At 69.1% G+C, this 19840-nt stretch carries 15 protein-coding genes; 7 read left to right on the top strand and 8 right to left on the bottom strand.

The features are described 5' to 3' along the window. Positions 1-86: 86 nt before the first annotated feature. Entirely contained in the window at positions 87-923 is an 837-nt protein-coding gene (locus tag VE326_12655) for a M48 family metalloprotease (protein ID HYJ34053.1), read from the top strand. On the opposite strand, the gene VE326_12650 is transcribed toward VE326_12655, so the two are convergent. Further along, on the bottom strand, positions 904-3597 hold the full coding sequence (locus VE326_12650; GenBank protein ID HYJ34052.1) for an Ig-like domain-containing protein: 2694 nt from the start codon (positions 3595-3597) through the stop codon (positions 904-906). The genes VE326_12655 and VE326_12650 overlap by 20 nt on opposite strands. A 195-nt stretch (positions 3598-3792) precedes the next feature. On the opposite strand from VE326_12650, the gene VE326_12645 reads away from it, so the two are divergent. The 3 genes from VE326_12645 to VE326_12635 are packed head-to-tail and all read left to right on the top strand — an operon-like array spanning position 3793 to position 9267. Further along, the gene (locus tag VE326_12645; GenBank protein ID HYJ34051.1) at positions 3793-4584 is read left to right on the top strand and encodes a glycosyltransferase family 2 protein; all 792 of its coding nucleotides are present in this window, start codon (positions 3793-3795) and stop codon (positions 4582-4584) included. After that, the gene (locus VE326_12640; protein HYJ34050.1) at positions 4581-6593 is read left to right on the top strand and encodes a tetratricopeptide repeat protein; all 2013 of its coding nucleotides are present in this window, start codon (positions 4581-4583) and stop codon (positions 6591-6593) included. Before VE326_12645 ends, VE326_12640 begins: the two co-directional genes overlap by 4 nt. A 34-nt stretch (positions 6594-6627) precedes the next feature. Next, a complete protein-coding gene (locus tag VE326_12635) occupies positions 6628-9267 on the top strand; it encodes a protein kinase (protein HYJ34049.1) in 2640 nt (879 codons plus the stop codon). Between the two features lie 49 nt (positions 9268-9316). Here VE326_12635 and VE326_12630 read toward each other — a convergent pair whose 3' ends face one another. From VE326_12630 to VE326_12620, 3 genes are read right to left on the bottom strand one after another with little or no spacing between them, the layout of a single operon-like run. Continuing rightward, entirely contained in the window at positions 9317-9802 is a 486-nt protein-coding gene (locus tag VE326_12630; GenBank protein HYJ34048.1) for a hypothetical protein, read from the bottom strand. A gap of 49 nt (positions 9803-9851) precedes the next feature. Next, a complete protein-coding gene (locus tag VE326_12625) occupies positions 9852-11732 on the bottom strand; it encodes a tetratricopeptide repeat protein (protein HYJ34047.1) in 1881 nt (626 codons plus the stop codon). 5 nt (positions 11733-11737) lie between these two features. Further along, positions 11738-12559 carry a TIGR00730 family Rossman fold protein gene (locus VE326_12620; GenBank protein HYJ34046.1) on the bottom strand — a complete coding sequence of 274 codons (822 nt, stop codon included), beginning with the start codon at positions 12557-12559 and terminating at the stop codon, positions 11738-11740. A 115-nt stretch (positions 12560-12674) separates the two neighbouring features. Between VE326_12620 and VE326_12615 the strand changes: the two genes are divergently transcribed. After that, entirely contained in the window at positions 12675-13157 is a 483-nt protein-coding gene (locus VE326_12615; protein ID HYJ34045.1) for a DinB family protein, read from the top strand. Here VE326_12615 and VE326_12610 read toward each other — a convergent pair. Together VE326_12610 and VE326_12605 are read right to left on the bottom strand one after the other, a co-directional pair. Then, the gene (locus VE326_12610) at positions 13154-14338 is read right to left on the bottom strand and encodes a right-handed parallel beta-helix repeat-containing protein (protein ID HYJ34044.1); all 1185 of its coding nucleotides are present in this window, start codon (positions 14336-14338) and stop codon (positions 13154-13156) included. The genes VE326_12615 and VE326_12610 overlap by 4 nt on opposite strands. 19 nt (positions 14339-14357) lie before the next feature. Beyond that, positions 14358-14792 carry a septal ring lytic transglycosylase RlpA family protein gene (locus tag VE326_12605; protein ID HYJ34043.1) on the bottom strand — a complete coding sequence of 145 codons (435 nt, stop codon included), beginning with the start codon at positions 14790-14792 and terminating at the stop codon, positions 14358-14360. Between the two features lie 501 nt (positions 14793-15293). On the opposite strand from VE326_12605, the gene VE326_12600 reads away from it, so the two are divergent. Beyond that, positions 15294-15560: a GlsB/YeaQ/YmgE family stress response membrane protein gene (locus VE326_12600; GenBank protein ID HYJ34042.1), complete on the top strand. Its 267-nt coding sequence runs from the start codon at positions 15294-15296 to the stop codon at positions 15558-15560. A gap of 108 nt (positions 15561-15668) precedes the next feature. Here VE326_12600 and VE326_12595 read toward each other — a convergent pair whose 3' ends face one another. Next, complete coding sequence (locus VE326_12595) at positions 15669-16229, bottom strand: hypothetical protein (GenBank protein ID HYJ34041.1); 561 nt, start codon at positions 16227-16229, stop codon at positions 15669-15671. Positions 16230-16452: 223 nt separating this feature from the next. Here VE326_12595 and VE326_12590 point away from each other — a divergent pair, with 223 nt between their 5' ends. Further along, positions 16453-17451, top strand: coding sequence for a hypothetical protein (locus tag VE326_12590; protein HYJ34040.1), 999 nt, complete (start codon positions 16453-16455; stop codon positions 17449-17451). A gap of 64 nt (positions 17452-17515) precedes the next feature. On the opposite strand, the gene ccsA is transcribed toward VE326_12590, so the two are convergent. Further along, positions 17516-19765 (bottom strand): cytochrome c biogenesis protein CcsA, encoded by a 2250-nt coding sequence (gene ccsA / locus VE326_12585; GenBank protein HYJ34039.1) that lies wholly within the window; start codon positions 19763-19765, stop codon positions 17516-17518. Positions 19766-19840: the final 75 nt, after the last annotated feature.

The raw sequence follows: 19840 nt of genomic DNA, 5'->3' as shown, positions 1-19840 counted from the left end.
GACGCTGGCCCTCTCCTTGCTGCGAGCGTAAGTTTTCCGCGCGCTTCGCGCGCGGGACATGCGCGCGGGACAGGAGGGGACCAACCATGAGACGAGGACGCCTGCTGCTCGGGCTCTTGATCGCAGCGATTTCGCTCATCAGCTACTACTCGCTCCAGCAGCAGAACCCGGTCACGGGCGAGACGCAGCACATCGCGATGGACGTGGACCAGGAAGTGGCGCTGGGGTTGGAATCGGCGCCCCAGATGGCCCAGGAGATGGGCGGGCTCGATCCCGACGAGAACACCCAGCAGCTCGTGCAGCGGGTCGGGCAGCGCGTCGTGCAGCAGAGCGAGGCCCACGGGACGCCCTATCGGTATCACTTCTACGCGCTCGCCGATCCGCAGACGGTGAACGCCTTCGCGCTTCCGGGGGGACCGGTCTTCATCACGCGGGGGCTGTTGTCGCGCCTGGAGAACGAGGCCGAGCTGGCCGGCGTCCTGGGCCACGAGGTGGGCCACGTCGTGGGCCGCCACACGGCCGCCGCGATCGCGAAGAGCCAGCTCGCGCAGGGACTGATCGGCGCGGCCGGCGTCGCGGGCTCGGACGATCAGAGCGGAGGGCAGCGGTCGGCGCAGATGGCGGCGCTCGTCGCCCAGATGGTTCAGCTCCGCTACGGACGGGGCGCCGAAACCCAGTCCGACACCCTGGGCGTGCGCTTCATGACCGAGGCGGGGTACGACCCGCGCGCCATGCTGGAGGTGATGCGGATCCTGAGCGAGGCCTCGGGACCGGGGCGAGAGCCCGAGTTCATGAGCACCCACCCCGACCCCGGAAACCGCCGCGAGGTGATCCAGGGAGCGATCGAGCGTCGCTACCCGAACGGCGTTCCCGGCAACCTGACCCTGGGCGAGCGGTTCGAGACTACCTACGGGTCGCGTTGATCGCGCGCGCACCCGAGACGGCGCGCGTCGCGCTCGCCGCGGCCGCGTCGGTGCGGTGCACGTTCTCGCGGGCGCCGGCCGCGCCGGGGTGGCCCGGGCTGGGTCCGCCCGGTCCCGCCGCGCCCAGCGCGTAGCTGTTTCCCGACTCCGTGAGCGTGCTCGAGGTGTCGTAGGCGATCCCGATCGCGGGTCCGCCGCCGCCGCCACCGCCGTGGCCGCCGCGTCCGCCCGCGCCGCCGCCTCCGCCCAAGCCGCCCGCGCCCACGGTCTTGTTGCACGTGCGCCCGCCCGCGCCGCCGGCGCCGCCCGCTCCGCCGGGACCGCCGGCCCCGCCGGCGCCGCCCGTGCCGCCCGCTCCCGTGCGGAGCACGCAGCCCTCCACGACGATGTTCGAGGAGCCGACCATCGCGAGCGCGAACGAGCCCCCCGCGCCGCTGCCCGGACCGCCGCCGGCGCCTGGCGTCCCGCCCCCGCCGCCGCCTCCGCCTCCGTTCCCCGCGCCTCCGTCGGGAACGCCGCTCGACCCGCCGCCGCCGCCGCCGCCGCTTCCGCCGGTGCCGTCGCCTATCCCCGCACTGCCGTCCGAAGGCTGATAGCCGGTGTCGGAGAGGCCTCCGAACGAAAGGCCTGCCGAGCCGTCGGTGCCGGGGGAGCCGGCGGCGCCCGCCGTGCCGCTTTGACCATTGTGGTTGCGCGACGTGACCGTACCCGCAGCGCCGCCGCCTCCTCCGCCGGGTCCGGAGCCGCCCTGTCCCGCTTCGGCCACGAAGAGCGTCGCCAGGCTGCCGCCTCCGCCGCCGGCGCCGCCGGCGTTCGCGCCGCCGCCGCCTCCGCCGCCCGCGCCGGGCGCGGTCACGTCAGGGCAGTTGCCCGGGCCGCCGTCGGAGCCGGCGTCGCCCGCCGCGCCGGACGATCCCGTCGATCCGTTGTCGCCGGGGGCGCCGTTGCCGGCCTCGAGCGTGCAGCCGTGGAACGTGATGCCGCTCGCGCCACGAAGGAATGCGGCGTACGAGCTGCTCCCGGCGCCGGTAGCGTTGGCGCTCCGCACCGTGATGCCGTCCACACGAGCGTTGCTCACGCCGGGGGAGGCCACGAGCGCGGTCGAGCCGCCCGAAAGAATGCTGGGATGCGCGGCCGGGTCGCGGTTGGCGAACGACGCGTCGAACCCGCCGTACAGGCTCACGCCCGAGACCAGCGCGAACTGGTCCTGGGTGTAGGTTCCGCCCGCGAGGTAGACGTCGGCGCCGCCGCCGGCGGCCGCCGCGAGGCCGGCGCTCACCGACTGGAGCGGCGCCTCGCGCGTTCCGGGATTGCCGTCGTTCCCCGAGGGGCTCACGTAGATCACCGCCTGGCCGCCGCCGGTCACCGAGATCTGCACGGCGTCCGGCTGGCTGGAGGAGAAGCCGTCGTTCACGACCAGGTCGAACCCGAGCGTGGCGATCGACGAGGGCGCGGTGAAGGACGGCGTCGCGCCCGAGAAGGTCCCCGAGCCGCCGGTCACGTCGGGGCCGGAGGTCTGGCTCCAGCGATAGGTCAGCGGCTGCCCGTCGGGATCGAAGCTCTGCGTTCCGTCCAGCGTCACGGTCGCACCGATGCCCACGGTCTGGTCCGGCCCCGCGTTGGCCACGGGAGGCTGCCCGCCCGTGGTGAAGGACCAGCTGTACGGCTGCGCCAGGGAGTTGCCGGCGAGGTCCTTGATGCCTGTCGACAGGGTTGCGGTGTAGGTCTCGTTCGCGGCGAGCGGACCCGACGGCGTGAAGGTGACGCTGGGTCCCGCGACCGAGATCGTGCCCGTGACGGCGCCGGGGCCGGTCAGCGTGAAGGTCGCGCTGGTGGCGCTGTTCTCGGCGATCGCCTCGGAGAAGGTCGCGCGCACGGTCGTCGTGCGGCTCACGTCGGTCGCGTGGTTCGCGGGATCCACCTGCGCCACGGACGGAGGCGCGTCGTCTCCGCTCACGAAGATCCGGATCGGGTCGGGGAGACTGGTGTCCACCCCGTCGCTCACGACGAGGTCGAATCCGATCGTGGTGTTCACCGACGGGGCCGTGAAGCTTGGTCCCGCGCTGATCAGCGTCCCCGAGCCGCCGGTGACGTCGGGTCCCGCGGTCTGCGTCCAGGTGTAGCTCAGCTCCTTCCCGTCGGGGTCGAAGCTCTGGCTGCCGTCCAGGATCACTGTGGCGCCGAACGCGACGCTCTGGTCGGGCCCCGCGTTCGCCACGGGAGCCTGTCCCACGGTCGTGAAGGTCCAGGTGTAGGTGCTCGCGAGCGCGTTCCCGGCCTTGTCGTGGATTCCGGTCGTGAGCGTCGCCGTGTAGGTTCGCTCGCCCGGGAGCGGGCTCGAAGGGGTGAAGGTGACGGTGGACCCGGACGTGCTCACGGTTCCGGTCACGGGAGCGTCGCCCACGACCAGGAACGTCTGGCCGTTCGCGGTCGCCGCGTCGACCGCCTCCGAGAAGGTCGCGCGGATGGGCGCGCCGCGGTCGACGCCGGTCGCGTGGTCGGCGGGCACGGTGCTCGCGACCGTGGGCGCGATGCTGTCCGTCGGGGGAGGGGGCGATCCGCCGCCGCCGGGCGGATGGACGTCGGGCTCCGTCGCCTGTTTTTCGCTGCAGGAGACGAGGAGAATCGCGAGAAGCGGAAGGACCAGGGCGAGGCGCGCGGGTTTCGGGGGCATAGGAACCTTCGATTTATCGAAAGCTTCCCGAGGGAAGCGGTAGCGCCAAGGTGTTGCCGGCCCGAGAATTTTGCGCCCCCGGATTTGCCGGCGTCAAGCATCGGCAAATAATTTTTCACCGCGGCGCGGCGCGGCCCCCCCGGGGCGCCCGGCGCCCGGTGGCGAGCACGGCCCAAACACGTTACTCTTCCCCCCGTGCCCCCCGCCTCCAAGGTCGTCGTCGTCATGCCCGCGTACAACGCCGAAGCCACCCTCCGGAAGACCTACGAGGAGGTGATGGCCCAGGGGGTCGTGGATCTCGTGATCGTGGTGGACGATCGGAGCCGCGACGCCACGGTGGCGGTGGCCCGCGCCCTTCCCGGGGTCCAGGTGGTGGTGCATGAGCGGAACCTGGGCTACGGCGGGAACCAGAAGACCTGCTACCGGGCGGCGCTGGAGGCGGGCGGCGACATCGTCATCATGGTCCATCCCGACTACCAGTACACCCCGAAGCTCATCCCCGCGATGGTCGCCATGATCCGTTCGGGGCTCTACGACTGCGTGGTGGCCTCGCGCATCCTGGGCGGCTACGCGCTCAAGGGGGGGATGCCGCTCTGGCGCTACGTAGCCAATCGCGGCCTCACGCTGGTCGGCAACCTCTTCATGGGGGCGAAGCTCTCCGAGTACCACAGCGGCTACCGCGCCTTCTCGCGCCGCGTGCTCGAGTCGCTGCCGCTGGATCGGAACTCCGACGATTTCGTCTTCGACAACCAGATGCTGGCGCAGGTGATCTGGGCCGGCTTCCTGGTGGCCGAGGTCTCCTGCCCCACCCGCTACGCCGCCGACGCCTCGTCGATCAACTTCGCGCGGAGCATCCGATACGGCTTCGGCTGCGTCGGGACGGCGATCGAATTCGCCCTGGCGCGCTGGGGGATCGCCCGCTCGGCCCACTTCCCGCCGCCCCTGCGCGGCCGCGCGCGGACCCAGGCGGAACCCGCGAGGGCATGAGTCCCGCCCGGAAGCGGAGAGGTGGAGCGCCGCCGCGAAGAGCGGCCTCCGCGGGGCCGCCCGCGGGCGCCGACCGCGGGGAGCGCCCGCCCGATCGTCGCGGGGAGCGCCCGGCCAATCGCCGCCCGCCCGGAGCCGACCGCGCGTGGCTCCCCTGGCTTCTCGGCATCCTGGCGCTCACGTTCCTCGTCTACCTGCCCGCTCTGGACAACCAGTTCACCGACTGGGACGACAACTTCTACGTGACCGAGAATCCGCTGGTGTCGCACCCCGACGCCGGCGCGATCCTCACGACGCCGGTCGCCGGGAACTGGCATCCGCTGACGATCGCGTCGTTCGCGATGAACTACCAGGAGGCGAAGCTCGACCCCAGGGCCTACCACTGGACGAGCGTGCTGCTGCACCTGGCCAACACGGCCCTGGTCTTCTTCTTCGTCCGGGCGCTCGCCCGGGGGCGGCGCTGGACCCCGCTCGCCGCCGCCGCGCTGTTCGGCATCCACCCGATGCACGTGGAATCGGTGGCGTGGGTGGCCGAGCGGAAGGACGTCCTCTACGCCTTCTTCTACCTGGCGGGATTGATCGCATATCTGCGCCATGTGGACCATAAGCGGCCGGCGTGGCTGGCGGCGGCGCTCGTCCTGTTCGTGCTGTCCTGCGCCTCGAAACCCGCGGCGGTCGTCTTCCCGCTCACGCTGCTCGCCATCGACTGGTTCCGGAAGCGCCGCTTCACCCGCGGCGTGTGGCTGGAGAAGGCGCCCTTCTTCCTGGTCGCGCTGATCGACGGCGTCGTCACGCTCCAGATCCAGAGGTCGAGCGGCGCGATCACCGAGCACTGGGGGCCGTTCCAGAAGCTGCTCTTCGCCGCCTACGGACTCGTGATGTACGTGGTGAAGCTGTTCGTCCCGGTGCGCCTCTCGGCCATCTATCCCTATCCGAGCCTCGCGCCCGGCGCGATCGGCCCCGAGTACTACGTGACGCTGTTCATCGCGGCGCTCGGGATCCCCGCGCTCCTCTGGCTCTTCCGGAGGAGCCGCGTCGTTCTGTTCGGATTCGCGTTCTACCTGATCAACGTCCTCCTGGTCCTCCAGTTCTTCTCGATCGGGGGCGCGGTCATGGCGGACCGCTACACGTACGTGGCCTACGTGGGCCTCTTCGTGGCGCTCGCGTGGTGGCTGGACGAGCCCCGGGAGCGGCTCGCGCCCGCCGCGCGGGCGGCCGTCGCCGCGATCGTCCTGGCCCTAATTCCCGTGTCGGCGTACGCGTCCTACAAGCGCGCCGACGTGTGGCAGAATGCCGAGACGCTCTGGAACGACACCATCGGCAAGTACCCGGGGCGGATCGCCGACGCCTACAACAACCGGGGCTTCTACTACTACAACGAGGGGAAGCGCTACGACGCGGCGCTCGCCGATTTCGACCAGGCGATCGCGCTGAACCCCAACGTGGCCAAGGTGTGGGTGAACAAGGGGAACGTGCTGGCGGCGATGGGACGGAACGACTCGTCGCTCGTGGCCTTCGACCGGGCCATCGCCTTGAAGCCCGACTTCGCCGACGCCTGGAACAACCGCGGCGCCCTGAAGCTTCAGATGGGAAACCTCGCCGGAACCATCGCCGACTGCTCGCGCGCGATCGAGCTGGACCCCCGCCACCGCGACGCGTTCGCCAACCGCTCCCTGGCCTACGTCCAGTCGGGCCAGTTCGACAAGGCGATCCCCGACAGCCGGCGCGCGGTGGAGCTCCAGCCCGGGCGTCCGGACAACTACCTCCAGCTCGGGACCATCGCCTTCGCGCTGTCGCGTCTCGGGCGCTACGGCGAAGCCGTCGCCACCTTCGACGAGACGATCCGCCAGGCGCCCCCCGACGAGTCGCGGATGGCAGCCTACTTCCTCTACCGGAGCGCGGCGAAAGAGGGGGCGGGGGACAAGGCGGGAGCGCTGGCCGACGCGCGCGAGGCGGAGCGGCGCGGGTTGCGCGTCGACCCCGCCTATCTGAAGAAGCTCGGCGGATGATGATCGCCGCCCCCATTGTGCTAATTTCCCGCGCATGAACCTCACACCGGGAACACGCCTCGGCGCCTACGAGATCGGCGGCCTGATCGGCAGCGGCGGCATGGGCGAGGTCTACCGCGCCCGCGACACGCGGCTGGAGCGCACGGTGGCGATCAAGGTGCTGCAGGGGGATCTCGCGCTCAGCCCCGAGACGCGGCAGCGCTTCGACCGCGAGGCGCGCATCATCTCGAGCCTCAACCACCCGCACATCTGCACGCTCTACGACGTCGGGCACCAGGACGGGATGGACTACCTCATCATGGAGTATCTCGAAGGGGAATCGCTGGCCGACCGTCTCCAGCGCGGCGCGCTGCCCCTGCCCGAGATCACGAAGATCGGCATGGAGATCGCCGACGCGCTCGACCGCGCGCATCGCCAGGGTCTGGTCCATCGCGACCTGAAGCCCGGGAACATCGTCCTCACGAAGGGCGGAGCCAAGCTCCTCGATTTCGGGCTCGCGCGGATGACCGGCCTGGAAGAGGCGCCCCGCAGCCTCTCCTCGCCGACGATGAGCCGCCCGCTCACCGCCGAGGGGACGATCGTCGGGACGTTTCAGTACATGGCTCCCGAGCAGCTCGAGGGGGCGGAGGCCGACGCGCGGAGCGACATCTTCTCGTTCGGCTCGGTGCTCTACGAGATGGCGTCGGGGCGGCGCGCGTTCGAGGGGAAGAGCCAGGCCAGCCTGATCGCGGCGATCCTGCGCGAGACCCCCGCGCCGATCTCCTCGATCCGCGACGTGATCCCGCCCGCGGTGGAGCGCGTCATCCTGCGCTGCCTGGAGAAGAACCCGGACGACCGCTATCAGACCGCGCGCGACGTGCTGCTCGATCTCAAGTGGGCCGCCGAAGCGGGCTCGCGCGCGGGCATCCCCGCGCCCGTCGCGGCGCGGCGGAAGCATCGCGAGCGGCTGGCCTGGTCCCTGGCCGGCGCGGGGCTGGCCGCGGCGCTCCTTCTCGGCGGATTCACCGTGATGAACCGCCCGCCCGAACCCGTGCCGCTCCGCTTCTTCGCGCCGACGCCGAAAGGGATCATTCTCAACGATACGCCCAAGGTCTCGCCCGACGGCCGCTATGTGGCGTACAACGCCTCCGATTCGACAGGGCGATCGTGCATCTGGATCCGTCCCCTGGGATCGCTGGCCGCGGAGCCGCTCGCCGGAACCGACGGCGCCCGGCGCCCCTTCTGGTCTCCCGACAGCCGCTATCTCGGATTCATGCAGGAAGCGAAGCTCCGCAAGATCGTCGTTCAGGGCGGGCCGCCCCAGACGATCTGCGACTCGCAGAGCGCGGGAGACGGCACGTGGAACCGAAACGGGATCATTCTCTTCGACGGGAGCCCCACCGACTCGATCCGGATGGTGAGCGCGGGGGGGGGAACTCCCACCGCGGCCACCACGATCGACCACGTCCACGGCGAGGTCGGCAGCGCATGGCCCCACTTCCTTCCGGACGGACGCCATTTCCTCTTCCTGGGACTCTCCAGCCGTCCCGACGCCACCACGCTCAAGGTCGGCGACATCCGATCGAGCAAGGTGGTAACCCTGGCGCACGGCAACTTCTCACGAATCGAGTACGTGGCGCCCGGCTATCTCCTGTTCGCCCGGGACCGTTCGCTCCTGGCCCAGCCCTTCGACACGCGAGCGCTCCGGTTCACGGGCGACCCGTTCCCCGTGGTGGACGACGTGGCGGTGGGAGGGGGCGTGGGATCGAACGCGGACTTCTCCTCGTCCCGCTCGACGCTCGTGTTCCGGGGCGGGGCCGCCGGCCGGAAAATGAAGCTCCTCTGGGCCGATCGGAGCGGGAAGGTGCTTCAGGCCTTCGGGGCTCCGGGCGACTATTTCGGCTTGTCGGTCGCCCCTGACGGACGGCGCGTCGCCTCCAGCTTCGGCGATGACAACGCCGACGTGTGGGTGGTGGATCCCGCTCGCGACGTCAACACGCGCCTCACGTTCGACCCCGGGAACGACTTTTCGCCGTGCTGGTCCCCGGACGGCTCCCGCATCGTCTTCACATCGGACCGGATCGCGCCTACCGGGATCTACATGAAGCTGGCCTCGGGGGCGGGAGCCGAGTCGCTGCGGTTCCGCCTTCCCAACCGCGCCAGCATCTGCGGCTGGTCCCGCGACGGCCGGTTCATGATCGGGCTCACGCGGCAGCCAACCACGACCTGGGACGTCTGGGTGTTCCCTCTGGACGGATCACGCGCGCCGTATCCGTTCATCAGCGGGCCGGCCGCCGACGTGGAGCCCGCGATCTCACCGGACGGGCACTGGATCAGCTACAGCTCGAACGAATCGGGCCGCTGGGAGATCTACATGCAGCCGCTGGACGGCTCGGGCGGGAAGCTCCAGGTCTCGAATCAGGGGGGCCGGGACGCGCACTGGCGCGCGGACGGCCGCGAGATCTTCTACGTCGCGCCGACCGGTTTCATCACGGCCGTGGACGTCACGCTGGGACCGACGCTCTCCCTGGGAACGCCTCGTCCGCTCTTCCGCTACACCTTGGATCAGCTCGATCCGAATGGGCACTACTTCGACGTATCCGCGGACGGACAGCGGTTCCTGATCCGGCGGGCGATGGACGCGGTGGACGCGCCCGTCACCACGGTCTTCGTGAACTGGCTTCCGAAACGCTGAGCCGCGACGGGGAACCCGCCGCGGCTCGTGGATGGCGCGCCCTGCGGTTCTAGAAGTTGATTCCAAAGATGAACTTCCAGTCCGGCACTTTGTCCGTGAGCCCTGCCTTGGCTTCGGCGAACATCGGATGGCCGGACTCCCTTCCGAAAAAGATGCCGCCCAGGATCGTGACGCCGAGATTGGTGTCGCTCCCACCGCCGAAATCATTGCTCAGGTTGAAGTAGTACAGCGTCAGGCCGCCTCCGGCATAAGGGCGGACCTTGGAGTCGCGCACGTCGAACCGGTACTGGACGTCGCCGTTGAAGGAGAGGGTGAAGGCGTCGTCGCCGAATCCCGCTTCGGCGCTCGGCACGATGTACACGTGGTCGCTCACCGGGTCCATGTTGAGCTGCCCGCCTACCAGCACCTGATCCGGGTTGCTGCTGAATCCGGCGCGTAGACCTCCCGAAATCTCGGCGTGAGCCGGAGCGACGAGGACGAAGAACAGGGCGACCATCATCAGAAGACCGGTTACCGGTCGAAACGTCGGCATCATGACCTCCTCATGGGTGGGGATGGGAACGAGACAGACCATGGACGGCGCCTCACGGCGCTTTCGGCGCCAGCCGCAGCAGCTGGGCTTGGGCTTCGGCGTGGTTGGGATCGATCCGAAGGGCTTCACGGAAATCGGATCCGGCACCGTCTTTGTCACCGAGGCGCAAGCGGGCCAGGCCCCGGTTGGCGTAGGCATCGGCACCTCCCTCGCGCGCCTCGATGGCGCGTCCGAACTCTTCGACCGCATGCACGTCGTCGCCGAGGCTCAGGAAGGCATTGCCGCGCGGAAAGTGGAGTGAGGCGGTCTCGCCGGGCATGAGCGATTCCGCCTGGGCGAGATCGGACAACGCTTCCCTGGGCCTGCCCAGACGCAGGTACGCAATGGCGCGGTTGTAGTAGGTGTGGCCCAGCGTCGGGTCGATGCGCAGCGCTTCTCCAAAGAACAGGACGGCGGAGTCGGGCCGTCCCAGCGAGCCGTACGCATTTCCAAGATCCTCGTAGACCTCGCCTCGCCGTGGATTCAGGCCTCGGGCGATCTGGAGATCGCTCAGCGCCTCGGCCACCCGCCCCTCGCGTCCGCGGAAGTTCGCCCGGGCGGCGTAGGCCTTGTCGGCGCGCGGGTCGTTCCGGATCACGTTGCTCCACAAGGCATCCGTGTCCTTCCAGGTTTCCACCTGGTGCAGGGTCCGCGCCATCAGGAACAACGCGAAGAGACCGCACACCGACCACAGGGGAACGCGGAGTGCCGGGAGCCGCTCGGCCGCGGCGGCGACGCCGGCGACCAGTATAAGGAAGAGACCGAAATAGGGAAGGTAGGTGTACCGATCCGCCATGATCGCCTCGCCCACGGGGAGCCATTGCATCACGGGCAGGAGGGTCGCGAAGTACCAGCCCAGGCCGAAGGCGACGATTCGCCAACGGCGAACGCTCACGAGGAACACCGCGACGGTCGCCAGAAGCACCACGATTCCGGCAGCGTACTCCGGTCGAGAGGACTCCGCGACCGAGGCGGGGTAGCGATAGAACGCGCTGAGCCGGAGAGGGACGAACAGCTTCACGAGATACTGGAGATGTCCATAGGCCGGAAACGCCACGCGCTGGAGGAGCGGGAAGGGATTCGTCGCGGGCAGGGCCCGCATCCGCTCGCCCACCGGTTTCAGGATCCCGTGGAGGTCACCCCCCGCCTGCACGTCGACCGCGATCAGACCGAAGAGGACGGAGGCCGCGAGAAACGGGGCTTTCTCGAGCAGCGCGCGCCGCTCCAGGATGTTCCGCCGCTTCCAATAGTCGAGGAGGACCATGACCGCGGGGAACACGACGGCAACGGCCTTGGAAAAGCAGGAGAGCAGGAAAAGGCCGAAGGTGACGGCAATCCAGGCCCTGCGCCGCGTTTCGAGGTACTTCCAGTAGGCGATCGCCGCGGAGAGAAAGAAGAGCGAGTAGAGCACGTCCTTGCGCTCGGAAACCCAGGCCACCGATTCGACGTGCATCGGATGGACGGCAAAGAGAAGCGCGACGAAGAACGCGGGGAGCACCCTCCGGCGAAGGAGGAGCAGCGCGAGCCAGAAGACCAGTCCCGTGTTCAGCGCGTGCAGGAGAACGTTCGTCACCAGAAACGGACGCGGCGACAGAGGCTGTGATGCGTTGAGCGCCAGCGAGAGCATCGTCACCGGATGGAAGTTCCGAGCCACGACCGCGGTCAGGAGCGGCCCCGCCTGTCGGCCGAGGACGAGCGGGTTCTCCCCCACGTAGGTCGGGTCGTCCCATCGCACGAAATCGTGGCGGAACGCGCCTGCGTAGACGGCCAGGACGGTGACGAAGAGCGCGGCCGCCAGGGCGCCGAACCGCCACGGGCTCGAGGGTTCTCCCGCGCGACGCGGCGCCGCTTGGCGCTGCGAACGGTCCCGGCGTCTGGGACCATGCGCCGGCACTCGGCTCAACGGCGCGGGCCTCGAGGCGGTGTCGGCACGGGGCTCTCCGGCGTGGTCGAGTCGGCGAAGGCCGGAGCCGGGGGCTTCTTCTCCTCGCCCAGGCGCTGGCGCAGGATGTCGAGCGCCTCGCGCGGGTCGTCCACGAACACGAACAGGTCGAGGTCGCCCCGGTCGATCATCCCATACCGGACCAGCGCCTCGAACCGGATCAGCTCCTTCCAGTAGCTCGAGCCATACAGCAACACCGGCAGCGAGCGGTCGAGCTTTCGTGTTTGAGACAGCGTGAGCATCTCGAACGTTTCGTCCAGGGTGCCGAAGCCGCCGGGAAAGACGACCATGGCCCGCGCCAGGTGCGCGAACCAGAGCTTGCGCATGAAGAAGTAGTGGAATTCGAAGCTGAGCTCCGGCGTGATGTAGGGGTTCGGCCGCTGCTCGTGAGGGAGTCCGATGTTGAGGCCGACGGTTCGTCCGCCGGCGTCCCGGGCGCCGCGGTTGGCCGCCTCCATGATCCCGGGCCCCCCGCCGGAGCAGACGATGTAGCGATGGCCCGGGGATTCCAGGCTCTGCGACCACTCGGTCACGAGACGCGCCAGCTCGCGGGCCTCGGCGTAATAGCGTCCCATGGGGCCGTCCGGGGCGATCCGCGCCGAGCCGAAGAAGACGATGGTGTCGCTCACGCACTCACGGCAGAACGCGTCCAGGGGGGCCAGGTACTCCGAGATGATCCGGATCGGCCGGGCGGCTTCGCTGTCGAGGAATGCGGGGTCGCGGTAGGCGAGAAGCGGATCGTCGCCGCCGGCGCTCGATGGTTCCGGTGAGGTCGTCACGTCGCCTCCGATGCTGCGGCACGTCCGCCGCGGGCCGGCCCCCGGGTCGGGGCGCGACGCGGGATGGTACCCCGTCCTCGCCGCGCGTTCCAGCCGGGGTGCTATGATCCGCGCCATGGACAGGGACGCTCCGCTTCGCGAGCAGATCGCCCGGCTCCTCGCCTGGGAGGACGCGCACGCCGGGTTCGACGCCGCCGTCGGCGGAATCGACCCGAAGCATCGAGGGGCCGTACCGCAGGGAATGCCCCACTCGCCGTGGCAGCTCCTGGAGCACCTCAGGCTGGCGCAGCGCGACATCCTCGAGTTCTGCACGGCCCCGAAGTACCGGGAGATGAAGTGGCCGGAGGACTACTGGCCAAAGTCGGCCGCTCCCGAGTCGGACGCCGCGTGGGACCGGAGCGTCGCCGCATTCCATGCCGATCTCGAAGCGCTCGCGGCGATGGCCCGCGACCCCTCCGTCGAACTCTTCGGCCGCGTTCCGAACGGAACCGGCCAGACCTACCTGCGGGAGTTCCTCGTCGTGGCCGACCACAACGCCTACCACATCGGACAGCTCGTCCTGGTCCGGCGCGCGCTCGGAATCTGGGGGCGGGGCTAGGGCTTCGCGGGTTCCCGCTCGAAGGCCCCGATATCCAGCGCGCCGGCCTGGCCACGTGCGCGCACGCGCGCATCGTCGCCGCACTGGCTCTTGGGGGTCAGGTCGAAGCCGGTGATGGAGAGGCCCACCGGCCCCCCCGCGTCCACGATCTCGGCGGGGGAGGACCCGGTCAGCCGGTAGTCGAACAGGCGCGGATCAGCGAAGCCGGGGCCGTTCCGCATGGACGAATCCACGTAGTTCCGGCTCTCCACCACGCGTCCGCCCGCCCAGGGGGTCCCGGGGCCGTAGAAGATGTTGTTCAGCACGAGCGCCCTGGTCCCGTCGCGGATCTGGAGGAACGTCCCGTCCTGGCGATCGTTCACGATCGTGTTGTTCACGACGTACAGGTCCTGCACGTTCGACGCGCTCTCGGCTCCGTACGAGATGATCGTGGCGTTCTCCGATTTCGGCCCCTGCTCGATCACGTTGCCGATGAGATAGGTGCGCCCGCAGTCGGGCACGTCCACCTCGTAGCTCGTCGTGCCGCTCGCCTCATCCAGGATGCGGTTGTAGAGGATGTAGTTGTTCTTCGCGCGGGTCTTCACGTTGTGGCCGATCACCGCGCGCTTCACGGTCGAGCCACGAAGCGTGAAGGAGCGGCCGGAGGCGTAGATGTTGTGGGTGCGGCCGTCGCCCTGGCCGTTCCGGTCAAAGACGCAATTCTCGATGACCATGGAATCGGCGCCGCCCAGGATGCCCTCTTCGTTGTCGTGGAAGTAGCAGTCGCGGAGGATCAGCGTTCCCGGAGTCTCGGAACGGATGCCGGCGCCGTTCTGGTCGGGGACCTTCGCCCCGGAGAACTCGATCCCCTCCGCGGTGAAGTTCCGTCCCTGCACCACCCAGATCGCCTTCCCCCCCTCCTGGGCCCCGTCGGCCTTCATGTGGGCCCGTCCGCCGACCGCGCGGACCGTGACGTTGTCCGATTTCCAGGTGGCCACGTCGCCGCCGTAGACCCCGGCGTCGATCAGGACCACGTCCCCGGGCAGCGCGGCTTCGGCCGCGGCGCGGACGGTGGCGTAGGACTTTCCGGGACCGACGTGCAGGGTGAGGGCGAACGAGGGCGGTGCGCCGGCGGCCAGGGCCAGGACGAGGGCCGGGGCCAGCGCGACGAGCTTGGAATGGGCACGGCGGGGCGAGAGCATCACCCCATGATTATAGCAGCTAGAGAGGCTGGATCCGGACCCGGGTCGTGCCGTCCTCGACGAAGTCCAGCGCGCGCGCGGCGCGGCGCGAGAGGTCGATGACGCGGCCGCCGACGAAGGGGCCCCGGTCGTTCACGGTGACCACGATCGAGCGGCGATTCTCGAGGTTGGTCACGCGGACTCGTGTTCCGAACCCCAGGGTGCGATGGGCCGCGGTCAGCTTGGCGTCGTCGTACGTGTCCCCGCTGGCCGTGGTCTGGCCGTTGAACGAGGTGTCGTAGAAGGAAGCGGTTCCGACCTGACCCCGCGCATGGGCCCGAAGAGGCCTGGGCGCAGGGGCGTCCTGGGGCTCGGTCGAAATATCAGCTCCTTCCAGGTCGGGAACGGGCGTCGGCAGGATCGCGAGCTCGGCGGAAACCGGCGTCGAATCCAGCCGGGCGACGGGTCGGGACACGGCGCATCCGGCGGCGAGGAAGGAGCTGAGCAGGAGCATACGTGTGGCCAGGACGAGGAGCCGCATGGGAGACCTGCGCATTTCGAGTATGGACGACGGGATGGGCTCGTGTGAGCGAACCTATCTTAGATGCAGGTCGGGCCGTTGGGAACCCCCTTTCGTCGGTGATCCGCAGCATGCCCGCGAGGGGTCGCCGACGCCGCGCCGTGACGGCGCGATTACCTTCAAACGGGGTCCAAGAGTACAAAGAACCCGCTTCCAACAAATCGGCTCAAAACGCGGGCCGAGGTGTCAGGTCACGGCTAAACCCTTCCCGCTTCCGCACATCGGTTTGAACCGGCCCATGTGGTCCGTGGCTTGCAAGGGCATCAGGTCACAAGCCGCGGGGGTGCCGCGGCACCGGCGATCAGGGAGATCGCCCGGGTGCACAAAAGCGGTGAACTGAGGGCAAGACAGAGTCCCCGTCCCGGGCCGTGAGGGATCGGTGGACAGGAGCTAATCATGAACATTCTCTGGACCATCATCATCGGATTGGTCATTGGCGCTCTCGCCAAGCTGATCATGCCGGGCCGCGATGGCGGCGGCATCTTGATGACGATCATCCTCGGTATCGCCGGATCCCTTCTCGCGGGATTCATCGGCCGCTCCATGGGCCTCTATGACCGCGGCGAAGGAGCCGGGATCATCGCCTCGATCATCGGCGCCGTCCTGCTGCTCGCGATCTACCGCGCGATCACGCACAACCGGCACCGGAGCCTCCCTGTGTAGCGGGCGGCCATCGATCGATCGCGTCGAAAAACAGAACCCCGGCGCGGCGGCGGACTCTCGGGTCCGCCCCGCGACCGGGGTCTTCTTGTCACGCCTCGAAGCGGGTCGCTAGCGCGGCCAGAGCCAGCCGAAAACGCCTCCGGTCAGGAGACCGTAGACTAGCCCGTCGATCACGTTCTTGAACGTCGTCGCCCAGCTCCGCTTGTACCAGATCGATTCGCTGAACTGCGCGATGGAATAGCAGAAGAAAGCCGTCGCGCCCGCGAACCGCATCACGCGCAGGTAGGGAGCGCCGGCCTCGACCGCGTGGCCGGTGATGTAGGCGGCGAAGATCCCAACCAGGACCGTGAAGAGGAACCACTGGAGGAGCTCCTTGCCCATGCTCGGAGGACCCCCGGGCATGACCGTCATGATGACCACGGGACCCCGCTTCCGCTTCTCCACGAACTCCGGGCTTCTCATCGCCGCCATGCTCGCGGGGCGGGGCGCCATGTAGTCGCCCGGAGGAATATCGAGCTTCCGGAGCGCTTCGAGGAGGGCATCCTCGCCGGGGACGGCCTTGACGTCGTTCCGGTGATGGGGAAGCACGGCGTGGGCGATCCAGCTTGCGAGGAACACGAGGACGGCGGAAAGGAGCACCGGCAACCACAATGACGGGATCGGCACCATCGGACCCTCCTGCCTGGGTTGTGCGTCGGTGGACGCGGCAGTCTAGCCCCCATGGCACGCGAATTGAAAGGGTCAGATGCTGCCTGGGGCGGGCCGCAAAACCGCCAGGATCAGAGCCAGTTGCGTCCGTCGATTGTAGATATCGCCGGTCGCACCCGGCATACCTACAACCGCGCGCCGCACCCCTGCCGGGGGAGAGGCCACGCGGGGAGGACATACTCCCATGAACCGACGTGCTCTCTGGACCCTGGGAGTGACGCTCCTGGCGTCGCTCCCGGCCATCTCGCTATCGGGGTGCTCCTCGACGAGCTCCGATGTCGCGTATCGCGACGACTACGAATCCGGCTACAGCAACTACCACTTCTCATCGCAGCCGCGGATGCGCCGCGTCGGCGACACCGACGTCTACTACATCCGGGACGCGTCCGATTACGACGTCTATCAGTTCGAAGGCACGTGGTACCTGAACGACCAGGGCCGGTGGTACCGCGCGGGCTCCTGGCGCGGGCCATGGACCTCGCTGGACGTCGACGTGCTTCCGAACGAGATCGCGACCGTGCCCTCGGAGTACCGGCGCAACTGGGTGTCGGTCCGGGTCGACCGCCGGGATCCGCGCTATCGGGACCTGCCCGAGGGCTACTGGGCCTCGGGGCGGACGTTCTCGAGGAAGCCGAGCATGGCCATGATTCCGAACAGCTCGGTGACGTACGCGCGCCAGGCCGCCGACTTCGATCTCTACCGCCTGCACGGCACGTGGTACCTGATGGACAACGGCGTGTGGTACCGCTCCACCTCGTGGCGCGGGCCGTTCCTCACGATCCGGACCTCGAGCGTCCCGAGCGAGGTGCTCACCATTCCATCGCGCTATCGCCGCGATTGGGTCTCGTCCACCGATGACCGCGACCGCTACCGTGATCGCGACTGGCGCGACCGGGATCGGGACGACGATCGCTACTCGACCGTCCGCTACTGGAACTCGGGCCGGACCTTCACGGTCGAGCCCAGCTACGACATGATCCCGGGGACGGACATCGACTACGTGCGGGGCAACGCGAGCTACGATCTCTACCGCTACAACGACTCCTGGTACCTCGCCGATCGCACCGGCTGGTATCGGGCGGACTCGTGGCGGGGGCCGTTCATCTCGATCCAACTGGGCAGCGTGCCGCGGGCCGTCATCTCGGTTCCGATGACGTACCGCCGCTACTGGAGCACCGACTAGCGCTCCGGCGGTTGCCGGCAACGTGCGAGAGTCCCGGACGCTTCGGCGTCCGGGACTCTTTTGTTCACCGCCGCGGCAGGGCCGTCGCCAGATTTCGATGCGCGCGCCATCCCGCGAAGAGGAACGCGGCCTCGACGAGCCCGATGACCGCCATCGTGCGAACCAGTCCGGAGCTGCCGAAGCCGTAGGAGTGGAGTCCCGACGCGAGGACGAAGTTCACCCCGAGATAGGTCATGAGGATCGTCCAGAAGGCGCCGATCGACCAGGCCGCGACCCCGTACGGTCCCAGGCGGCCGTCGAATCGCGCGTGCAGGATCGCCATGTAGGCGAGGAAGGCAACGAGCGACCAGACCTCCTTGGGATCCCATCCCCAGTACCGTCCCCACGACGAGGCGGCCCAGATCGAGCCGGTGAGGATTCCCGCGATCAGGAAGATCGACCCGACGACGAGGTACCAGTAGAGCAGGTCGCTCCAGCGGTCGGCCAACCCCCGGCGACGGGGTGCGAAGATGGCGGCCCCCAGCACCAGGTGCGCGAGGAAGGTGGCGATCGCGAAGACCGAGTAGCTCACCATGATGATCGGCACGTGGATCGCGAGCCACGGCGTCCCCGAGAGGACCGGGGGGATCGGATGGATGAAGGGATCGATCGGGAGCCGGTCGAGCAGCAGCATCACGAGGGCGGCCATTGCCGCGGCGTTGAAGATCAGCATGCGGTTCCGGGCCAGCACCGACACGACGCCAAAGAATCCCACGCCCCATCCCAGGAAGAGCATCGACTCGTACATGTTCGAGGCGGGGATGTGGCCCGCGATCTGCCAGCGCGTCGCGATCCCCCACGTCATGACGGCGAAGCCCAGCACGACCAGGAGTCCCGTGGTCCACCGGAGCCGCCAGCGGTTCTTCTCCAGCGTGAGCCCAGCGCCGATCGCCGCCGGGAGGAGAAGGATCCAGGCGACGCGGACCGGGTGGACGGCGTTGTAGCGGATCTCCCGCTCGATCGCGGCGGTCGTGGGGTAATGGGAGGGGGCCGTGGGGCGCACCTGCGCCTCCAGCGCGGCCCAGGTCTCCAGCGTCTTCAGGTCGCCGGGCGGGGTCCACGCGGCCACCGGGTCGGCGGCCGGGATCGCCCGTATCGCCTGTCCCGTCAGGTAGCCGTGGAGCGTTTCGAGCCGTTCACTGACACGGAGCAGATGCTTGTCGGCCTTGGAAGGCTTCCCGCCCCCCTCCTCTCGGGCCATGGCCGCCTGCACCGCCTCGTGGAGCGGCTGGCTGGAGACGAGGCTGTGATAGCTCGCGTATCGATTGGCCGACGCCCGGCCGATCCGGGCCGCCACGTCGCCGTCGAGGAGCACGACAGGCTCGTCCGACCACCGCTCCGGATCCGTGGTCCATCCCAGCACGACGGCGACCGGGTCGAGCCCCTTCCATCCTCCGCCTCCCGTCACCGTGCGCACATCGTCGCGCGCCTGGGTGTCGAGCGGCATCGCCCGTCCGTCGCTCTGCACCGGAAGCCGTCGGATCTTGTCGAGCTGCTCCCGCGAGGGCGCGTCGGCGGCCTGGGACGTGCCGGCCAGGGCCAGGAGTCCCGCGAGGAGCGCCGCCCCCATCATCCCGCTCCGCCGCTGGGTGATCCGGGTCGACAGCACGACGAGCATGCCCAGCACGAGGAGCCCGTACCCCCAGAAGACGATCGGCTGACCGGGGTCCTTGGACACGGAGAGGATCGACATCTCGCGGCCGCCCTGGATCTGGTAGCTGGACTGGAAGAAGCGGTAGCCCCCGTGGCTGAGCGGATGGTTCATCTGGATCACCGCGGGAAGCTCCGCGCCGGAGGCGTCGCGCACCGTGACGCGGCTCCGGAACATGGCCGGACGCTGCGTGCCGGGGTAGACGTCGATCTGGAAGTCGTCGAGCCGGACCGCGAAGGGGAGGCTTCGGTGGACCTCGCGCTGCCCGGGGCCCTCGGAGAAGAAGTGGCTGGCGCTCTCGCCCTCCCAGAGCGGGAGCCGACCCTCCTGGACCGCGACCGCCGTCACCAGCGAGCCGACCAGGATGAGGAGGAGGGAGGCGTGCGTGATCAGGAAGCCGATCCTCCAGCGGTTTTGCGGCCAGCGCTCCCAGAGCGCCATGCCGACGTTCAGGGCAAAGAGCCCCAGGAGCAGCCGGAACCAGAAGGCCTGGTAGACGAAGCGCGCCGCCTCGGCGCCCCGGAGCGACTCGATGATCGTTCCGAACGACATCACGACGGCGATGGAGACGAGGAGGATGATCGACAGCTCGAGCGAGGCCAGCGTGCGCAGGATCGCTTTCACGTTTTTGGGGTCCCGGGTGGACGAGGAGAAGCGACGAAGACGGCCGTAGCGTAGCGGTTTCCGAACGCCTCGGAA

Source organism: Candidatus Binatia bacterium (assembly GCA_035631035.1).
Classification (GTDB): domain Bacteria; phylum Eisenbacteria; class RBG-16-71-46; order SZUA-252; family SZUA-252; genus DASQJL01.
The sequence above is the reverse complement of the archived record's forward strand: the minus strand, read 5'-3'. Positions and strand labels throughout refer to the sequence as shown.